At 65.2% G+C, this 17167-nt stretch carries 17 protein-coding genes; 5 read left to right on the top strand and 12 right to left on the bottom strand.

All coding sequences use genetic code 11. The features are described 5' to 3' along the window. Genes SLQ30_RS25820 through SLQ30_RS25790 form a run of 7 tightly spaced genes read right to left on the bottom strand, consistent with a single transcriptional unit; the run spans position 1 to position 7790 of the window. Positions 1-1122 carry an MCE family protein gene (locus tag SLQ30_RS25820; RefSeq protein WP_319449552.1) on the bottom strand — a complete coding sequence of 374 codons (1122 nt, stop codon included), beginning with the start codon at positions 1120-1122 and terminating at the stop codon, positions 1-3. Next, complete coding sequence (locus tag SLQ30_RS25815; RefSeq protein WP_319449683.1) at positions 1119-2423, bottom strand: MCE family protein; 1305 nt, start codon at positions 2421-2423, stop codon at positions 1119-1121. The genes SLQ30_RS25820 and SLQ30_RS25815 overlap by 4 nt, the downstream gene beginning before the upstream one ends. A 2-nt stretch (positions 2424-2425) precedes the next feature. Further along, on the bottom strand, positions 2426-3757 hold the full coding sequence (locus SLQ30_RS25810) for an MCE family protein (RefSeq protein ID WP_319449684.1): 1332 nt from the start codon (positions 3755-3757) through the stop codon (positions 2426-2428). A 32-nt stretch (positions 3758-3789) separates the two neighbouring features. Then, positions 3790-4818, bottom strand: coding sequence for an MlaD family protein (locus SLQ30_RS25805; RefSeq protein WP_319449553.1), 1029 nt, complete (start codon positions 4816-4818; stop codon positions 3790-3792). Next, positions 4815-6218 carry an MCE family protein gene (locus SLQ30_RS25800; RefSeq protein ID WP_319449554.1) on the bottom strand — a complete coding sequence of 468 codons (1404 nt, stop codon included), beginning with the start codon at positions 6216-6218 and terminating at the stop codon, positions 4815-4817. The genes SLQ30_RS25805 and SLQ30_RS25800 overlap by 4 nt, the downstream gene beginning before the upstream one ends. A 4-nt stretch (positions 6219-6222) precedes the next feature. After that, positions 6223-7026 (bottom strand): ABC transporter permease, encoded by an 804-nt coding sequence (locus SLQ30_RS25795; protein WP_319449555.1) that lies wholly within the window; start codon positions 7024-7026, stop codon positions 6223-6225. Next, positions 7023-7790 (bottom strand): ABC transporter permease, encoded by a 768-nt coding sequence (locus tag SLQ30_RS25790; RefSeq protein WP_319449556.1) that lies wholly within the window; start codon positions 7788-7790, stop codon positions 7023-7025. The genes SLQ30_RS25795 and SLQ30_RS25790 overlap by 4 nt, the downstream gene beginning before the upstream one ends. A gap of 340 nt (positions 7791-8130) precedes the next feature. Here SLQ30_RS25790 and SLQ30_RS25785 point away from each other — a divergent pair, with 340 nt between their 5' ends. Both SLQ30_RS25785 and SLQ30_RS25780 read left to right on the top strand, forming a co-directional pair. After that, on the top strand, positions 8131-8484 hold the full coding sequence (locus SLQ30_RS25785; protein WP_319449557.1) for a UBP-type zinc finger domain-containing protein: 354 nt from the start codon (positions 8131-8133) through the stop codon (positions 8482-8484). A gap of 6 nt (positions 8485-8490) precedes the next feature. Then, positions 8491-9426, top strand: a complete 936-nt coding sequence (locus tag SLQ30_RS25780; protein ID WP_319449558.1) for a cation diffusion facilitator family transporter — start codon at positions 8491-8493, stop codon at positions 9424-9426. On the opposite strand, the gene SLQ30_RS25775 is transcribed toward SLQ30_RS25780, so the two are convergent. The 4 genes from SLQ30_RS25775 to SLQ30_RS25760 all read right to left on the bottom strand — a co-directional run bounded on the left by SLQ30_RS25775 (position 9423) and on the right by SLQ30_RS25760 (position 12962). Further along, entirely contained in the window at positions 9423-10985 is a 1563-nt protein-coding gene (locus tag SLQ30_RS25775; RefSeq protein ID WP_319449559.1) for an NAD(P)/FAD-dependent oxidoreductase, read from the bottom strand. The genes SLQ30_RS25780 and SLQ30_RS25775 overlap by 4 nt on opposite strands. A 61-nt stretch (positions 10986-11046) precedes the next feature. Beyond that, positions 11047-11655 carry a TetR/AcrR family transcriptional regulator gene (locus tag SLQ30_RS25770; RefSeq protein ID WP_319449560.1) on the bottom strand — a complete coding sequence of 203 codons (609 nt, stop codon included), beginning with the start codon at positions 11653-11655 and terminating at the stop codon, positions 11047-11049. A gap of 49 nt (positions 11656-11704) precedes the next feature. Further along, positions 11705-12391 carry a sensor domain-containing protein gene (locus SLQ30_RS25765; protein ID WP_319449561.1) on the bottom strand — a complete coding sequence of 229 codons (687 nt, stop codon included), beginning with the start codon at positions 12389-12391 and terminating at the stop codon, positions 11705-11707. Between the two features lie 28 nt (positions 12392-12419). After that, on the bottom strand, positions 12420-12962 hold the full coding sequence (locus SLQ30_RS25760) for a hypothetical protein (RefSeq protein WP_319449562.1): 543 nt from the start codon (positions 12960-12962) through the stop codon (positions 12420-12422). Positions 12963-13363: 401 nt separating this feature from the next. Between SLQ30_RS25760 and SLQ30_RS25755 the strand changes: the two genes are divergently transcribed. From SLQ30_RS25755 to SLQ30_RS25745, 3 genes are read left to right on the top strand one after another with little or no spacing between them, the layout of a single operon-like run. Continuing rightward, the gene (locus SLQ30_RS25755; RefSeq protein WP_319449563.1) at positions 13364-14047 is read left to right on the top strand and encodes an MspA family porin; all 684 of its coding nucleotides are present in this window, start codon (positions 13364-13366) and stop codon (positions 14045-14047) included. Positions 14048-14081: 34 nt separating this feature from the next. After that, positions 14082-14762 (top strand): MspA family porin, encoded by a 681-nt coding sequence (locus SLQ30_RS25750; protein WP_319449564.1) that lies wholly within the window; start codon positions 14082-14084, stop codon positions 14760-14762. A gap of 22 nt (positions 14763-14784) precedes the next feature. Continuing rightward, positions 14785-15471, top strand: coding sequence for a hypothetical protein (locus tag SLQ30_RS25745; RefSeq protein WP_319449565.1), 687 nt, complete (start codon positions 14785-14787; stop codon positions 15469-15471). Positions 15472-15525: 54 nt separating this feature from the next. Here the strand turns inward: SLQ30_RS25745 and SLQ30_RS25740 are convergent, their stop codons facing one another. Continuing rightward, positions 15526-17097: a class I SAM-dependent methyltransferase gene (locus SLQ30_RS25740; RefSeq protein WP_319449566.1), complete on the bottom strand. Its 1572-nt coding sequence runs from the start codon at positions 17095-17097 to the stop codon at positions 15526-15528. Between the last annotated feature and the right edge of the window lie 70 nt (positions 17098-17167).

The raw sequence follows: 17167 nt of genomic DNA, 5'->3' as shown, positions 1-17167 counted from the left end.
TCAGTACGAATCCCAGTGGTAGGGGGCGATGAGCGGGTTGCCCGCGGTGTACGGGCTCGGCATCTGGCCGATGGTGCGGCCCCATTGCAGTTCGAGTTCGGTGAGGTTGCCCTCCCACCGCGTCCCGGTGAACAGGCCGCTGTCCAGGCGGCTCAACGTCAGGTCGATCACCAGCGTGATGTTCGCGAAGTCGCCGCGGAACCAGTTGGCCACCGTGCTCTTCACCCACGGATAGGTCGAAAGGAAGTCCAGTCCCCTGGTGAGCGCGGGACCGGCGTTGGCCAGTTCGCGAAACACGGGCGCAATGTTGCGCAGGTTGTTGACGAACGATTCCTTGGTCGCCTCGACCGTCGAGGCCGCGACGGCACTGAACTTGCCGACCGCGTCGATGGCGTCGGCCAACTTCGTGCGGGAGTCGGCCAACACCTTGAGCGCTTGCGGAATGGTCGTGAGTGCGCGGTCGACCTTCTGATCGTTCGCGGCCACCTGCCCGGCCAGCGAGTTCAGCCGCTCGGTCGCGGTGATGATGTCGTCGGTCTGATCGTTGAGTTGCGCGATGAAAGTGTCCAGCTGAGTCAGCAGACTGCGCATGTCGTCCTCACGACCGGCGAGTGCGGTGGCGAACGCCTTGTTGATCTCCTGCAGCTGACCCAGCCCGCCGCCATTGAGCAGAATCGACACCGACGCCAACGTCTGCTCGGTGGTCGGATACGTACTCGCCCTCGACAGCGGGATGACCGAGCCGTCCTTGAGCTCGCCCTCCGGCGCCTCGTCAGTGGGTGGCGCGAGCTCGATGTGCATGGAGCCCAGCAGGCTGGTCTGCCCGACCTTCGCGGTGGCATTGGCGGGAAGGTGGACGTTGCCGTCGATGCGCATGGTGACCAGCGCATGCCAGTCCTGCACCTCGATCTTGGTGACGTTGCCGACGTTGACGTCTGCCACCCGCACCCGGGTGTTCTGTTGAATGACAACGACATCGGGTAGCTGGGCCTGGATGGTGTAGGAACCATCGCCTCCGCCGGCGGTGCCAGGCAGGCTCAGCGAATTCAAGCCGCGCCACTCGCATCCCGAGCTCGCCAACACGCACACGGCGACAAGCGACGCAACGATGAGGCGCTTCATGGCGTACCTCCGGCAGGCGGCGCTTCGGCAGGCAGCATCATTCCGGCCAGCCCGTCGTTCGGATCGGTCGGCTTGGGGACCACGACCTCGGCGGCCAGCGGCGCGTCGGCAGTAACCGCGGGCGGCAGATGCGGATTCAGCCGGTCCTCGCTGTAGGTGATCTCGTTGGGCCGCGCCGATGCCCCGACGAATGGATTGAAGCCCAGCGGCGGGTAGTTGAACTGACGGTTCTTGATGATCGGCGCCAGGTACTGGACGCACAACTTCGACGACTGCTCGTAGTTCTCACGGGAGGCGGATTGTATTGCACTGCAGATGAACTGGACCGTGTTCGCGAAGTTCACCGGCGCCAGGATGCCGGTGACGGCGCTCTGCGCAGGCTGATAGATGTTCATGAAGTTCTGGAACACCGTCGGGGTGATGTGGAGCACCTGCTTGACGTCGCCCCGGCTGTCGTTGAGCGCCGTGGTGATGGCGTTCAGCCGGTCGACCGTGACACCGACGCTCTCGCGGTTGTCGGCGACGAATCCGCGCAGGTCGTTGACCGCACCGTCGAGGCCCTTGGTGGCGTTGGCCACCTCGTTCGGCGTGTTGGACAGCACGGTGCTGACGTCGGCGAGGTTGTTGTTGAACGCGGCGAGCAGATCACTGCTCGAGGACAGTGCGGACACCAGCAGCTGCAGGTTCTTCACGGTGCTGAAGATGTCGGTGCTGTGGTCGCCGAGCGCCGAGGTCGCCTGCGAAAGCTTGACGATGGTGTCGTGCGCGGTGTCGCCCTGACCGCGCAGGTTGGCAGCGGCGGTGTTGATGAACTCGCCGACCGCGCTGGGACCGCCGGGGGTGGTGGGCTGCAAGGAGTCGGTGAGCTTCTCCAGTTGTTGCCGGAAGTCGTCCCACTCGACGGGCACTGCGGTGCGTTCCTCCGGAATGGCAGCGCCCGCAGCCAGTTTCGGACCACCGGAGTAGGCGGGCACCAGTTGGATGGCCCGTGCGCTGACGAGCGTCGGCGACAGGATCGCCGCCTTCACGTCGGCGGGGATCGGGTACTGCGAGTCGACCGAGAAGGTCACCTTCGTGGTGTTCGGCTGCGGCTCGATCTTGTCCACCGTGCCCACTGCGACGCCGAGGATGCGAATCTCGTCACCGGTGAAAAGGCCGTTGGTGTTGGGGAAATAGGCGGTGAAGACGTTGTCGGACACCCCCTTCCACCACGGTGTGGCGACGACCGTGATGCCGACGACGAGCGTGAGAGCGAGCGCCACGGCGGTCACGATGCGCAACAGCCGGCGGTTCTGGAAGATCGTCACTGGCCACCCTCCAGCGGAGGCGCTTCACCCGGCGCGGTCACGTAGACCGGAGGCTGCTTTTGCTCGGGTTTGACGTCCGCGGGCGGCCCAGGTGGCGGCCCTCCCGGCGGCGGCGCGGCCAGCGGCTCGCGGTATGGGTAGCAGCCGGTTGGACCGGGCAGTGGCACTCCGGGTGGGCCACACCCCGGATCGCCGGGATTGCCCGTAATCGCATCGGGCAGATTGAGATTGGGCGGCCCACCCTGTCCCGTCCGCGGGTAGGGCATCGGAAGCGCCGGGGTGCCGGGCTGGCCGGTGGGCGGGTCGACGAGCTGCGACGGCAACAGCACGTTGGGGTCGAGCCCCAGATCGGAGAAGGCCGCATCGATGAACGGCTGACTGAACTGTCCAGGGATGAGGTTGACCAGCGACGCCTTGAAGAACGGTCCTGAGCCGAGCACCTCGCCAAACGACATCGCGTAGCGCCGCAACAGCCCGAGGGTTTTCTGGAGCTCCTGTTTGCGGTTGTCCAGGATGGACAGCACGCCGTTGAGTTTGTCGAGCGCGGGCCGCAATGTGGTGCGGTTGTCTTGCACCAATCCCGACAGCTGCTGCGACGCCGTCGTCAGATTGTTCATCAGCGCATCGACCGAAGCCCGTTGTGAGAGCAGCGCATACAGCAGGGCGTTGGCGTTGCGCACCAGCTGGGCGATCTGATCGCTGCGCTTGGCCAGCACCCCGGTGACCTTGTTGGCGTTGGCGAGCAGATTTCGGAGCTGCGCGTCGCGGTTGTTCAGGGTGTCGGAGAACCGGGCTACCCCGTCGAGGGCGAGCTTGAGCTCGGGCGGAGTGTCTTGGAAGGTCTGCGCCAAAGTGGTGAGCGACGTGGACAATTGAGTGGTGTCGAGTCCGCTGACGGTCGTGGTCAGATCACCCAGGGCGTCGGGCAGGTCGTAGGGCGACTTCGTCCGCTCGAGCGGGATGGTGCCGGTGAGCCTGCCGTCGCCCCGCGGCGTCAACTCCAGCATCTTGGCACCCAAGACGGTCTCGGTCTTGATCGCCGCCTCGGTGCGATCGCCCAAGGCGATGCCATCGTCGACGGTGAACGCGACACGGACCTTGGTGCCCTCCAGATGGATGCTCGACACCCGCCCGACGGTCATGCCCGACACGCGCACGTCACTGTCGGTCTTGATACCGCCGGCCTCGGCGAAGAAGGCCGAATAGTCGTTAGTGCCCTTGATGAACGGGATCTTGTCGTACGAGAAGGAGGCGGCAACGATGGCGACGAGCAGCGCGATGCCGACCAACCCGACGACGAACCGATTCCGCTCGGCCAGCGGCTTGATCGTGGGGCGCCTGAGTTTCACTGGGACTCGGTTCATTTCGGTGTGCACCGTCCCGAGGACTGACCGGCGACCTTCACGTATACCGGCTGCCCGCCCTTGCCGTTGAGCTTGAGAATCGCGTCGCAGAGGTAGAAGCCGAAGTAGTCACCGTAGAGTCCCTGTCTGGCCAGCACCTGATACGCGTCGGGCAGCGTCTTGACGAGGTCGTCGACGTAGGCGTGGTCGGCTTCGATTTGAGCCGCGAACCGGTCGGTTTGTACGACGGTTTCCTTGAGCGGCTGTCGAGCGGCCAACAGCAGGTCGGAGACTGACCCTGCGGCAGCGTTGACGTAGGCCAGGCCGTTGGCGATGTCGGTCTTGCGGTCGGCGAGGCCCTGCACCAGCAGCGACAACTTGTCCAAGCCTTCGGCGAACTGACCATCGCGGGTGGCGAAGGTGTCCAGCACCGTGTTCAGGTTGGTGATGACCTGGCCGATGAGGTCGTCGCGCCCGGCCAGCGTGGTCGTCAGCGCCGAAGTCTGGGCGAGCACCGATGCGACGGTCCCGCCCTGGCCCTGGAACACCTTCAGCAATTGGCCGGACAGCGCGTTGACCTGGTCGGGATCCAGCGCCCGGAAGAGCGGCCGGAAGCCACCGATCAGCGCGTCGACGTCGAGTGCGGGCGCGGTCTGCTCCTTCGGAATCGTCTGTCCCGGTTGCAGTTTGCGTACCGAACCGGGCCCATCCTCAAGCGCCAGGTAGCGATCTCCGATGAGGTTCTCGTACCGCACCGCCGCTCTGGTGCCCTCGGTCAGCGGAAGGCCCTTGTCGACGGCGAAGTCAACCTTCACGGTGCCGTCGTTCTGCAACGTCATGCCGGTGACCTTGCCGACCTCGACGCCGGCGACACGGACGAAGTTGCCGCCCTTGAGCCCGGAGATGTTCGTGAACACGGCGCTGAAGCCGACGCGCGAGTCGAATCGGAACTGCCCGAAGACGGTCACCAACGCGAACACGAAGACAAGGCACACCGCGGTGAACAGCCCGACCCTGGTGAGGGTGCCCAGCATGTTTCGTCTCATGGCTGGCCCTCACTCGGTGCTGGTGCAGGATCGGGAGCGGGCAGCGGTCCCGGCGGTGGCAGCGGCGCGCCCGGCGCAGGCGGGTACAACGCGGTGCCGTCCGGCGCGAATTCCGGTGCGCCGTAAGGAGGTGCGCCAGGATAGAGCGGAAGCGGGCCCGGCGCAGGTCCACCCGAATAGCGGTTCTTCGGTGGTTCGGGGAAGGCCTTGGTGGCCGGGAAGTAGTTGGAGAAGCCAGGGAAACCGATGCCGGGGTTGGGCCGAACGTCCAGCCCGGTGCCGAATCCCGTATCGGTGACGAGGTATTTCACCGGGAAGTTCTTGCTGACGTCGGGCAGCGAGCCGCAGCTCGGCCGACCGCCGGGTCCGCCCTTGGCGTTGACGACCGGCAGGTTGTCCGGAAAGCGGTACGGGTCGTCGCCGGCCAGCAGTGCCGCATCCATGATCACCGATCTGCCGTTGCCGCCCAAGGCATCTCGACCACCATGCTCGAGGAACCACTGCGCGCCCTGGAACAAGCAGGTGTAGGTGGGCGAGTACTTGTTCAGGAGCTCGGTGGTGGGAGCCAGCAGATTCATCGCCTTGACGAGGTCGGGCTGGTTGCCGCCGAGCACGGTGATGCCCGACTGCGCGAACCCGACCGACGACAGCAGCACGTCGTTGAGCGCGGTGGACTGGTTGGCGATCGTGGTGCTGGTCGTGGAGAACGAATCGAGTATCGACACGATGTCCTGGGCCGCATTCGAATATGCCTGCGCGGTCTGACCGAACAGTTGCCAGTCCTGCTTGACCGTCGGCATCCGCGGGTTCACGGCGAGCAGGACCTGGTTCGAGTCGGTGATCGCCTGGCCGATGACGTCACCCTTTCCGCGCACGGCTTCGGCCACCGCTGACAGCACCGAGTTCAGCTTCGCCGGGTCGATGGACGCGACGACCGACTGCAGATTCTGGAACACGGTGTTGACTTCGACGGTCACGTTGCGCGAGTGCAGCACCGCACCGGGCGCCAGCGGTTTGGAGCTAGCGCCGGCGGGCACGATGAGATCCACGTACTTCGCGCCGAATGCGGTGCTGGACTTGATCTCTGCCTCGACGTCGCTCGGCAGGTACTGGAACGGCCCTGGATACATCTTCAGACGAAGCGAGGCGCGATTGGAACCTTGACCGATCGCGTCCACTTCGCCTACCTGCACACCACGCAACTTGACCTTGGCGCCGTTCTCCATCACCAGGCCCGCCCTGTCCGACACCAGCGTGAGCGGAATGAACGTGCGTGCTGCGCCGGTGAAGAGCACCGCGGTCAGTGCAGTGAGCGCGATGACCACAAGGAAGAGCACGGGGGCGTACCAGATCGGGTCGATGCCGCCGCCGCGGCGCGGCGAATTCACAGGAGCAGTCACGCCGTCATCCCGACAGGTGGAAGTTGCCGGACTGCCCGTAGACGGACAGCGTGATGGTCAACAGGATGAAGACGCCCGCCGTGATCGACGTGCGCACCGCGCGTCCGACCGCTTCGCCGACGCCCGCCGGTCCCCCGGTCGCGGTGAACCCGTAGTAGGTGTGCACCGCCATCACGGCGGCAGCCATCGTCAGGGCTTCGGTGAAGGACCACAACAGATCCGTCGGCTGTAGGAACGTGGAGAAGTAGTGGTCGTAGACGCCGCGCGACTGGCCGTAGATGACCGTCGTGCCGAATCGCGTCGCCAGGAATGACATCAGGACGGCGATCGTGTAGATCGGGATGACGGCGACGATCCCCGCCACGATGCGGGTGGACGCCAGATAGGTGACGGCGCGGATGCCCATCACCTCGAGCGCGTCGATCTCCTCGTTGATGCGCATGGCGCCGAGTTGGGCGGTCGCGCCTGCCCCGATGGTGGCGGCCAGCGCCACGCCGGCCGTCGCGGGCGCGATGAAGCGGACGTTGAGAAACGCGCCGAGGAATCCGGTCAGCGCTTCGATGCCGACGTTGGACAGGGTGTTATAGCCCTGCACGGCGATCAGCGCGCCGGTCGACAGCGTGAGGAAGCCGACGATGACGACCGTGCCACCGATGACCGCCAGTGCGCCGGTGCCCAATCCCATGGTCGCGATCAGTCGCAGCACCTCGCCGGGGTACCGCCGCACGGCATCGCCGGTGGAGGCGAGGGCTTGGCCGTAGAAGGCCGTCTGCTCGCCCAGCCGGCGCGTGCGGTCGACGACCGTCACGTCGGAGCCACCTTGACGCCGAACGCGGTGGCCAGGATGTTGATCAGGAACAGCGCCATGAACGCGAATACGACGGTCTCGTTGACGGCGTTGCCGACGGCCGTCGGGCCGCCGCCGACGGAAAGCCCCTTGTAGCAAGCGATAAGCCCGGCGGACAGCCCGAAGAGCAGCGCCTTGACGAGCGACACGATGACCTGAGGGAGGCCGGTCAGCAGGGTGAGCCCGGCAGCGAATGCGCCTGGCGTGACGTTCTGGACGTACACGACGAAGAAGTAGCTTCCGGCCAACCCAACGACCGCCACTACTGAATAGAGCATCAGCGCAACGAAAGTCGCCGCGATGACCCTGGGTACCACCAACGCCTGGACGGGGTTGATGCCGATGACCTTCAGCGCGTCGATCTCCTCGCGGATGGTGCGGGCACCAAGATCCGCACACATGGCGGTGGCGCCTGCCCCGGAGACGACGATGGCGGTGACCACCGGCCCGACCTGCGTGACCGATGCGAGCGCTGCGCCGGCGCCGGACAGATCGCCTGCACCGACCTCGATCAGCACGATGTTCAAGGTGAAGACGATCAGCACGGTGTAGGGAATCGACAGCACCAGCGTGGGGACAATCGACACCCTGGCCACGAACCAGATCTGTTCGATGAGCTCGCGCCATGCAAACGGCCTGCGGAACATCGCAGCAAAGGTCTCACCGGCGAGCACCATGAAGTCGCCCACCGCAAAAGCTGGTTTGGTCCAGGCGGTGCCGTTCACGGGCTACCGCCGATCGACTGACGCATCGGTTTGGCTACGTCACTGACGCAGGGCCACGCGCGACGACGAGCTACGCTGCGACGGAGGCGTCAGTGCCACCGTGCGCGAACACTCGATTGCGGATCCCACGTGCATTCCCATCGTCGTCAACTTTTGCCGGACACTAAGAGCACCGGGATTAGCCGTCAAAGGTGCATTCTGGCAAACGCCGACGTCAATTGGTGAACATGCTGGTGTGTCGGTCGTCGCCACTTTCGCTCACATTGATTTGATTTCGCAGAGCGAAACGGTTGCCAGATGGTTCGAACGTGTTGGCGCTGCCAGCGTTAGGCTTCGGCCCATGAGCGATGCCGTCGATCCGTCCGTCCCTCCCAGCGGCACCGGCTGCGTCGAATGCGAGGCCGTCGACGGCTGGTGGGTGCATCTGCGGCGCTGCAGCGCGTGCGGGCACATCGGCTGTTGCGACGACTCCTTGGCCCGGCATGCGACCGCGCATTGGCGGGCCACCGGCCATCCGATCATCCGGTCGTTCGAGCCCGGCGAGGACTGGTTCTGGAACTACGACACCAATGAGTACTACGACGGGCCGGAACTCGCTCCACCGGAATGCCATCCCGCCGATCAGACCGCGCCGGGGCCCTCCGAACGCGTCCCGCAGGACTGGATGGCGCAGCTCGAGCGCCGGGGCGACTGACCCGCGGTGGTGAAGGCCGGGGGTGACAGCACTTTCACCGTGCTCGTCGCGTTCGGTGCGAACCTCGTGATCGCCGCAGCGAAGACCTTCGCCGCCGTAGTGTCCGGTTCTGCATCGATGACCGCGGAGGCCGCCCACTCCTGGGCAGACACCGGCAACGAGGTCTTCCTTCTGGTCGCCAACCGAAGGAGCACCAGGGACGCCGACGCGCGTAGGCCGCTGGGATATGGGCGCGAAGCGTATTTCTGGTCGCTGCTCGCCGCGGTCGGGTTGTTCGTCGTCGGAGCGGTGGTCTCGATATTTCGCGGGGTCACCGAGTTCATTCACGGCGGCGAAGGTGGCGAGGACTACCGGCTGGCCTATGTGGTGCTCGCCGTCGCGTTCCTACTGGAGGGCACCTCACTTCTGCAGGCTGTCCGCCAATTGAGGCGGGAAGCAGTCGAATTCGACGCCAGTGTGCTCGAATTCGCCGTTCAGACCTCGGACCCGACCGTGCGCGCCGTGTTCGCCGAGGACGCCGCGGCGTTGATCGGCATCGCGATCGCGTTCTTCGGCATCCTGCTGCACCAGCTGACGGGAGCGGTGGCATGGGATGCGGCTGGCTCGATCTTGGTCGGCGTGCTGCTCGGCGTCGTTGCATTCTTCCTGATCGATCGCAACCGGCAATTCCTCACCGGCGACCCCGGCTCACCGCGCATCAAACAGGCGCTCGAGGCCGAGCTCAATGGGTTCCCCGAGGTCGCAGAGGTTCGGTTTCTGCGGCCCGAATTCATCGGCCCGAAACGACTTTTCGTGATCGCCAGCGTCGACCTGGTCGGTGATGCGGCCGAATCCACGATTGCCCGCACCCTGCGCGAGTTGGAACACCGGCTGGAGCAGAACCCCTACGTCGCAGAGGCGGTCCTGACGGTCTCCGAACCCGACGACCAGCCGACCAACTAACGCGCGTCGGCCAGCGCCTCCTGAGCGGCGTTGTACCCGGGTATGAAGGTGATGCCAGGACCGCCGTGGCATCCGGCGCTGCCGAGGTAGAGCCCTGCGATCGGAATCGGTTGGTCTGAGTAACCTTTCGGCCCGGGCCGGTTGATGCCGATCTGGTCGGGGTGGATGAGCCCGTGGCAGTAGTCGCCGCCGGGCGCGCCGAACATGGTGCCCATGTGCTTTGGAGTGAACGTGGTGTGCCGACTGATCAGGCTCTCGAAGTTGGGGGCCAGTCTGGTGATCTTGTCGATGACCCGTTGACCCATCTCGACCTTCATCTCACCGTAACTCGACGTGGTGTCCTCGACAGGGAACCACAGCGAAAAGGCCGAAGCGGCATGCTTGCCCGCGGGCGCCAACCCTGGATCGTTCACCGAGGGGATCTGCAGCGCTATCGCGGGATCGGCGGGTACGACGCCGCGCCGACAGTCCTCCCACTGCTGCTGTAATTCCTCCGGGGTACTGAAGATTCCGATGTTCGACTGCATCGCAGGATCATTGAGCACTTCATAGGGCGCCGCGAACTCCGGTACGCCGTCGAGCGCGAAGTGCATCTGCAAGTAGCTACCGCGATGATCGATGCGCGAAAAGCGCTCGCGGACATCGTCGGGCACTGCGTTCGGCGCCACCAGCTGGTTGAGCGTGAGGTCGGGGGCCACCCCGGAAATGGCGATCGGCGCGCTGATCGTCGATCCGTCCTCGAGTCGCACACCCGTGACACGCCCATCGGCGGTCAGGATCTCCTCGACCTTGCTACGCAACCTCAATTCGCCACCGCTGGAAGCGAACACGTCGCAGAGATGGGTGGTGAGTGCCCCGATGCCGCCGCGCAACTTCTTGACGAGCAGCGCATTCTCGTCAGGAACGGCGAACCCGTACGCCAAGGCCGCCGCGGTACCTGGCGTCGCGGGCCCACGATAGGTGGTGTTGACCGCAAGGAGTGACAGCATCCCGCGCAGCGCGCCGTGCTTCTCCCGGTCCGGCAGATAGCGGTCGAGCACATCGGTGACCGAACCAAAGAGCATGTCGGTGATGGTTGACCGCTCGAATTCGTTTGTTGCACAGGCGTACATCTCGTCGAGCGTCTTCGGGGGCTGGCCTGCGTCGAAACGTCCCAGTGCCCGGGTCGGGGCCTGGCACCAGGCCATCAGCCCGGCCATGCCGTTGACGGCCTCGGCCCCGTGCACCTCGTTGATGTGCATCATCAGCTTCATCGGGTCGGTGTAGTAGATCAGCGGCTCGTCGCCGACGCCGCGCAGCGACACCGACATCACGTCGAGGTCGACGGTGGGTAGTTCGTCGAGACCCAGTTCACGGCTCACCTTTGCCGACGTCGGAATCTGGACCGAACCGGCGATCTCGAACTTGTACCCGTCGAACAGTTCGACGGTCGAGGCCATTCCGCCCGCGTACAGCTTGGAATCCAGGCACAGCGTGCGCAGCCCGGCACGCTGGAGCAACGTGGCCGCGGTCAATCCGTTGTGGCCCGCACCGATGACAATCGCGTCGAAATCCGTCATGAGAGGAGTCTGGCTTGAGGCAAAAGTTTTGTCAATAATGACGAAACTTCACCGTGTGTCTCTACCGGGTGGTTGCCGCGAACCCCGCTGCCACCGACTCGAGCGCGGTCCGACACAGCCGTGCCAGTTCGGGCAACTGACGGTGCTCGTCGAGCATCCACACCTCCATCGCTCCGAACACTGCAGCGGCAATGCATCTGGCCGTCACGGTGATTCGCAAACGTTCGTCGGTGCCCGCAGGGGGGTCGTCGTCCTGAGTGAGGTATTCCTCGACGGCCTCCGCGAAATCAGCTTCCACTTGGCGAATGTGGCGCACGATGCGGCCGGCATCGAGCTCCTGTGCGCGCAGCTCGGCGATCTTCGACACCGCTTCGACGTCGTAGGGCGCCGAGAGCACGGCCGCATGCACGGAGTCGATGAGCGACTCTTCTCCGGAGTGGTCGGCCAGCGCGGCGCGGAACCATTGCAGGCCAGCGTCGTAGTCGGCGAACAGCAGATCGTGCTTGGAGGTGAAGTGACGGTAGAACGTGCGCAGGGACACTCCGGCGTCGGCGGCGATCTGCTCGGCGGAGGTCTCTTCGACGCCCTGTCCCAAGAAGCGCACCAACGCAGCCTGGCGCAGGGCATCGCGAGTTCGCTCGCTGCGCGCCGTCTGCGCAGGCCTCACCATCTGGGTAAGGTACCGCAGCCCTGATGTCGAACTCGGCCTGCCGGGTCAGCTAGCTGGGCAACTTGGCCTTGATCTTGGCGGCCAGCTCCGCCGCCGCGGTCACCGGCGCGGTCTGCGACTTGCACGCCTCCACGTCGATGATCAGATTGACCGCGCGCTCGAGCACGTGCTGGCAAGCGCGCACCTCGGCACCTTCGCCGCGGGTGATGGGCATGGACAGCTGGGTATCGGTCTTGCCGAGGTCACCACTCAACCACTTGGGCAGCGGCTGATCGTTGAGCGTGATGTTGACGTGATGGTTGACGCATTTCGACCAGCGGTCCGCCGACTGTGCGAAGAAGTCGCCCGCGGCTTCCGTGGTCGGGTAGTACACGACGGACTGCGCGGCGAGGGTGTCCCACGTATCGACGTCGGGGGTCCGCAACGTTTGTCTGCGCATCCCCTGCCACCCGTGGTCACCGTCACTCGGTCCGTAGATCGCCGACTCGGCGACTTGCCACACGCCAAGACAGTTGAGGTTGGGTAGCAGATTCCGGTTGTCGGCCATCGTGGTGTCGGTCGACTGCGGCGTCAACGACCTTGTCCCCATCACGGCGTTGACCTCATCGGTGCTCAGCAGCAGCTTGTTGAGCGCCGAGGTCGGAACCAGCTGAGGTGGCGGCTTCGCGGCGGGCGGGTTACTCGAACAACCGGTCAGCGCAAGACCGATGGCCAGCACCCCGATCGCATACCTCATCAACGACGACAACGACTCGTACGCGTCGTCAGGCGTGAGTTCCAGCTGAGGCGCACGCCTGCTGGACCTTGGTGGCGTCGTCGTTCATCTCGTTGGCGGTGTTGTTGAGGCCTTCGCCGCCGCCATGCAGCCCCATCTTGATGAGCAGCTTGGTGGCACCAAAAGACCACGACCGCATCGGATCCGCGATATCTGGGCTCAGCCCAGGGGTGCCCGCGGCGTCCAGTGCCACTGCCGCGGACTGGCGAAGGGCAGTCCGTCCGACCGTATTACTACTGCTGGTGGCGGGGTCCTGGTAGTCCGGCTGCTGGTACGTCTCGAGGGCATCGGCAAAGTCGCCGTAATACGTAGAGCTGGCGTCGAGGACGTCGCCGAACTGGCCGCACGCCTGAACCGCGGCGGGATCGGCATTGTCCGACGTCTGGCCCGATACCTGGACCGGGCCAGGCACTCCCGGGTTCGGAACGTCGTCGTCGGGGTCAGCGAAAGCGCTGGGCGCAACGGACAACCCGACGCCCACCGCGACCGACATGGCGAGCACTGCTCGTCCGATCACGACCTGTGGCCTCAACGAATTCCTCCATGTCAGTTGGGTTCTCAGCGACCCCAAAGTACATCGGCTCAGCCACACTGCAGAACCTCATGGACACACGACAGTCAACAGTCGATCGATTAGATGTCCAACAAGTGAACGACCGGCCAACTGGCAGTTGCGGCCCGAGGTCCATCCCATGGCCCGTGTCTGAGAGTTACCTGTCGATTGGTCGCCGTATTGTCCAGCGGCGCAATGCCGGCAGCCTGGTCACCCCGCCGCTTTCTAAGGCCAGGAGGCACGACGCTCACTGGCTTTTAATCTGGCCTGAATTGTTTGTCGTCCGTTCACCGTTTGGACACTCGGCCATTAGATGCTCCGACGCGAAAGATCCGTTGGATCCCATCTGAATTCGGACCCATGAGAGGCGCCACCCCACCATGTTGAATCGTCTTGCCACGCTGGCTGCTGTCTCCACATTGCTAACCGTGGGAACCGCCCCGCTGGCACTAGCCGATCCGCCACCGGATCCCGCCATCGTCCCCGTCAACGCCCCGCTGCCGCCAGAAGGCGCCGTGCCGTCCGCCCCGGCCGGTGTGTTGAACACCCCGGACGGCTGGAACCTCTCGGTGGTTGGCACCAACGAGACCCAGCTTCCCGTCGCACCGTTGACCACGGCCCTCTCCTCGCGCGAGTACTTGGTGGCCGGCACGTTCACCGGAACCGTCAGTGGCGGCGGCAAGACCAAGCTGACCGGCGGCACGCTCGAGGCGGGCGAACAGATCGGCTGCGGCATCATCTCCGACGAAGAGGAAATCAACCCCGGTGCCAGCTTTACCCCTGGCATCAAGATCCCCTTCACCGGCTCAGGTGGCGACGTGAGCGCCGGCTTCGGCCTCAGCTTGCAGGGCAAGATCTACCTGAAGCCCGGCACGGTGACCACCGTCGCCATCGACAAGAAGTCGTTCAAGGGCAAGACCGCTCGCGTCAGCATCACCGGCGTTCGCATCAAGACCGACCAGTGCGCAGGACAGTCCTTCATCCGGTCGTACGCCACGATGACGTCCTCAACCGACAACACCGACGACGTGATCACGTACCTCGGCGTCACCAAGTCCGTCTAAAGCCCAGTCGACTTCGAAACGAGAGCACAAAACAATGTTGAATCGCTTCGCCCTGACGGCAGTCGCCGCGCTCGCCATCCCCTTCGTGGCGACGTCCCCGCTCGCCTTCGCCGATCCCGATCCCGCCGTCGACCCCGCCGCCGACCCAGGACCCCCGCCGGACAACGGTATCGTCGCCTCCGCCGAGCCGGGTGTCGTCACCAGCCCCGACGGCTGGACCCTGACCGTCGTCGCCAAGGACGAGACTCAGCTTCCCGTCGCGCCGCTGACCACCGCGGTGTCCTCGCGCGAGTACCTGGTGGGCGGCACCTTCACCGGAACCGTCACGGGCAGCGGCAAGACCACGCTGGCCGGCGGCAGCCTCGAGGCCGGCTACCAGATCGGATGCGGCATCGAACTCGGCCAGGTTCGTCTGATCGGTTCGGCCGGCATCAGCACCTCCGGTTCGACGCTCGCCGGCGTCGTCCCGACGGGTGTCTCGTTCCCGCTCTCGGGCACCATCGAGATCCACGTCAAGCCCGGTTCAGTCACCCAGGTGCCCGTGGACAAGAAGACGTTCAAGGCCGCACCGGTGCGCGTCACGCTGAAGGACACGCACATCAAGGTGGACGGCTGCGTCGGTCAGTCGTTCCTCCGGTCCTACGCGACGCTGACTAGCTCGACCACGGACACGGACGACATCGTCGCCTACTACGGCGTCACGAAGTCCGTCTAACTCAGGGAAGAGATTGTTTGCCATGACGGATCCAGCTCGCCTGGCCAAGGCCAGGAAGACGGTCGCGAACGTGGCAGCACTCGGAACGTTGGCATTCGGAGCGGCGGTCGCCTTCTCGGTGACCGCCGCTGCGGATCCGCCGCCCGATCCGCTGCCTGCCGATCCGGCCGCACCGGCCGATCCCGCACCGCCGCCCCCGCCCGGCCCGACGGTGCCCATGGTTGGGCAACTCAACTCGAACGGCCTCAGCCCGCTGGCACAAGCCGGCGCAGACCCGGTCCCAGGCGGTTTGGGCGCACCGGCGGTCAACGGAATCGACCGGAACAGCATCCTGGGCCAGAACCCGGTGCCCTTGGCGCCCGGCCAAGATCCTGGAGTCGTACCCAACCTCAACGTTTTCAACAACGCCTACGGCGTGCAGCAGAACGTGAAGCCTGCGGCACCTGGGCAGGGCGAACAGTTCGACGTCGCTCCTGGCGAAGAGAACTCAGATGTGTCGAAACGCGAGTGGTTCGGCCGGTTCATCGACATGAAGCGGGCCGGAATGCTCAAGGGCGGGTTCCTCGGCCAGGTGCCGCAGGAGGAACTCGGCCAACCACTTCCCGGCACGGCGCCGCCGCCGGGGACGAACTTGCCGCTGGGGCCCGTGCAGTTCCTGCCGGATCCTGTCGACCCTAATGCCCCACCGCCACCGCCACCGCCTGGCTGATCCAGCTGACACGATTGAGCCCCAACGTCACCTATGACGCTGGGGCTCAATCGTTTACAGCTTCAGTTCGGCTAACCGCTCCGGCAGCGCGTCGACGTGCTCGGCCAGGGCTTCACGCATGGCCGCTTCGTCCGCCACCCGCTTGCCGTCGCGCTGCAACCAGATCAGCCCGTCGCGGGCGACGGCCAGCAGTGCGTCCACCAACGCATCCCGATCACGCGAGCCGTCGAGCAGTGGCAACAGATAGCGATCCACGGGCCCCAAGAACACCGTCTCGTGCCAGCGGTTGAAGGTGGTGGCCTCGGCCGCGGTGCGTGTCAGCCCCGCCATGCGTCGGGTCGGCTCGAACAGGCTGGGCACCGCAGGCGAGCACTCCGGCGGTGGCGCTACCGGGTCGAGCCGATAATGCGCGTGTCCGCGAAAGATCAAGTACTCCAACAGGTCGTCGATGCGCTTCGCCATTTCGGTGTCGTCGACCCCGGCAGACCGAATGCGTGCCCGCACCATGTCCGTCAGCTCCTGCCGGGTCAGCGTCCACGGCCAGTGGGCGTTCAATGTGTCTAGCGCGACCTTGACGATCGGATCATCGGTCACCAGTGTCGACTCGCCAGGCGCACCGTATTCCTGAGGTGTTTGGTCCAACCGGGTGGCGCCGTCGGCAGGCGGCACCTGAGCTGCGAAGTGCACTGACTCCCAACGGTTTCGGTCGAGTTGATAGCGGATACTCGGCACGCGTTCGCCATGTACCAGCAGGGTCTGGCGGAAGGTGCGGTTGACGACGAAGTCCAGATACTGCTCCATCAGCACCTGACTGTGCCCACATTTCTTGAGCAGCTTCTCCGAGATCTCGTCGCCGTAGTTGCCCGCGAACATGACCTGGGGCCGCGCCTCGGCGAGGTAGGCCAGCCCATGCGCTCCGGCACGCTCCAACATGTCGAGGAAGTAGCACGGCAGGTTGTACGTCTCGAGTTCTTCGTGCAACAGGTAATAGTCGTCGGCCTTGCCGCCAAAGGCCTGGTAGTCACCCAACGCGGTGGCGAGCACGCCACCTTCGGGGGCGACGTCGTCGAAGAATTCGAGCAGGCCGCGCGCGTGGCTCACCTTCTGATCCGGCGTCGTCGCCTCGGCACCGAACAGCATCATGGCGTCGCGCACGATCTCCTTGTTCTTCCAGCCCGGGTACACGTTGTAGCTCACGTAGGCCACGCCGTCGGGAGCCAACAGGGCGCGGATGGCAGGCAGGATGGCGCTTTGAACGTGCTCCGGCACCCAGCTGTACACACCGTGGCAGATGACGAAGTCGAACTGACCCAGCGGCGCGAGGTCCATGGCCGCTATGTCGCCGATCACCAACTCCAGGTTGTCCAGGCCCATCCCCTCGACGAGTACGCGGCCGCGTTCGATCTGCACCCGCGACAGATCGATTCCCACCGCGCGGGCCTGCGGGTGCTCGGCGGCGAACGGAATGAGGTTGCCCCCTGCGGCACAGCCGATTTCGACGACGCGCGCCGTCGGTACCTCGGCCGTGTCCAAGCCCAGCAGGTGCGCGATCGCCGCGATCCGGCCAGGCGCCGACTCCGGATACGCGTGTGATTCGTAAGGTGCCGCGTCGTAGTGCGCGCGCACCCGTTCAACCGCTTCCTCCGTAGAGGGGCTCCAGTGGTTCACGCGTGAGATGCCTGTCGTTAACTCGATG

The organism is Mycobacterium sp. RTGN4 (assembly GCF_033804635.1).
GTDB lineage: Bacteria > Actinomycetota > Actinomycetes > Mycobacteriales > Mycobacteriaceae > Mycobacterium.
This window is presented reverse-complemented; position numbering and strand designations above follow the sequence as displayed.

Bases quoted from the DNA above. Each gene is read 5' to 3' on its own strand.
- SLQ30_RS25745 (WP_319449565.1), top strand. From the start codon at position 14,785: ATGACGGATCCAGCTCGCCTGGCCAAGGCCAGGAAGACGGTCGCGAAC.
- SLQ30_RS25785 (WP_319449557.1), top strand. From the start codon at position 8,131: ATGAGCGATGCCGTCGATCCGTCCGTCCCTCCCAGCGGCACCGGCTGC.
- SLQ30_RS25750 (WP_319449564.1), top strand. From the start codon at position 14,082: ATGTTGAATCGCTTCGCCCTGACGGCAGTCGCCGCGCTCGCCATCCCC.
- SLQ30_RS25775 (WP_319449559.1), bottom strand. From the start codon at position 10,985: ATGACGGATTTCGACGCGATTGTCATCGGTGCGGGCCACAACGGATTG.
- SLQ30_RS25805 (WP_319449553.1), bottom strand. From the start codon at position 4,818: ATGAGACGAAACATGCTGGGCACCCTCACCAGGGTCGGGCTGTTCACC.
- SLQ30_RS25820 (WP_319449552.1), bottom strand. From the start codon at position 1,122: ATGAAGCGCCTCATCGTTGCGTCGCTTGTCGCCGTGTGCGTGTTGGCG.
- SLQ30_RS25755 (WP_319449563.1), top strand. From the start codon at position 13,364: ATGTTGAATCGTCTTGCCACGCTGGCTGCTGTCTCCACATTGCTAACC.
- SLQ30_RS25770 (WP_319449560.1), bottom strand. From the start codon at position 11,655: ATGGTGAGGCCTGCGCAGACGGCGCGCAGCGAGCGAACTCGCGATGCC.
- SLQ30_RS25765 (WP_319449561.1), bottom strand. From the start codon at position 12,391: ATGAGGTATGCGATCGGGGTGCTGGCCATCGGTCTTGCGCTGACCGGT.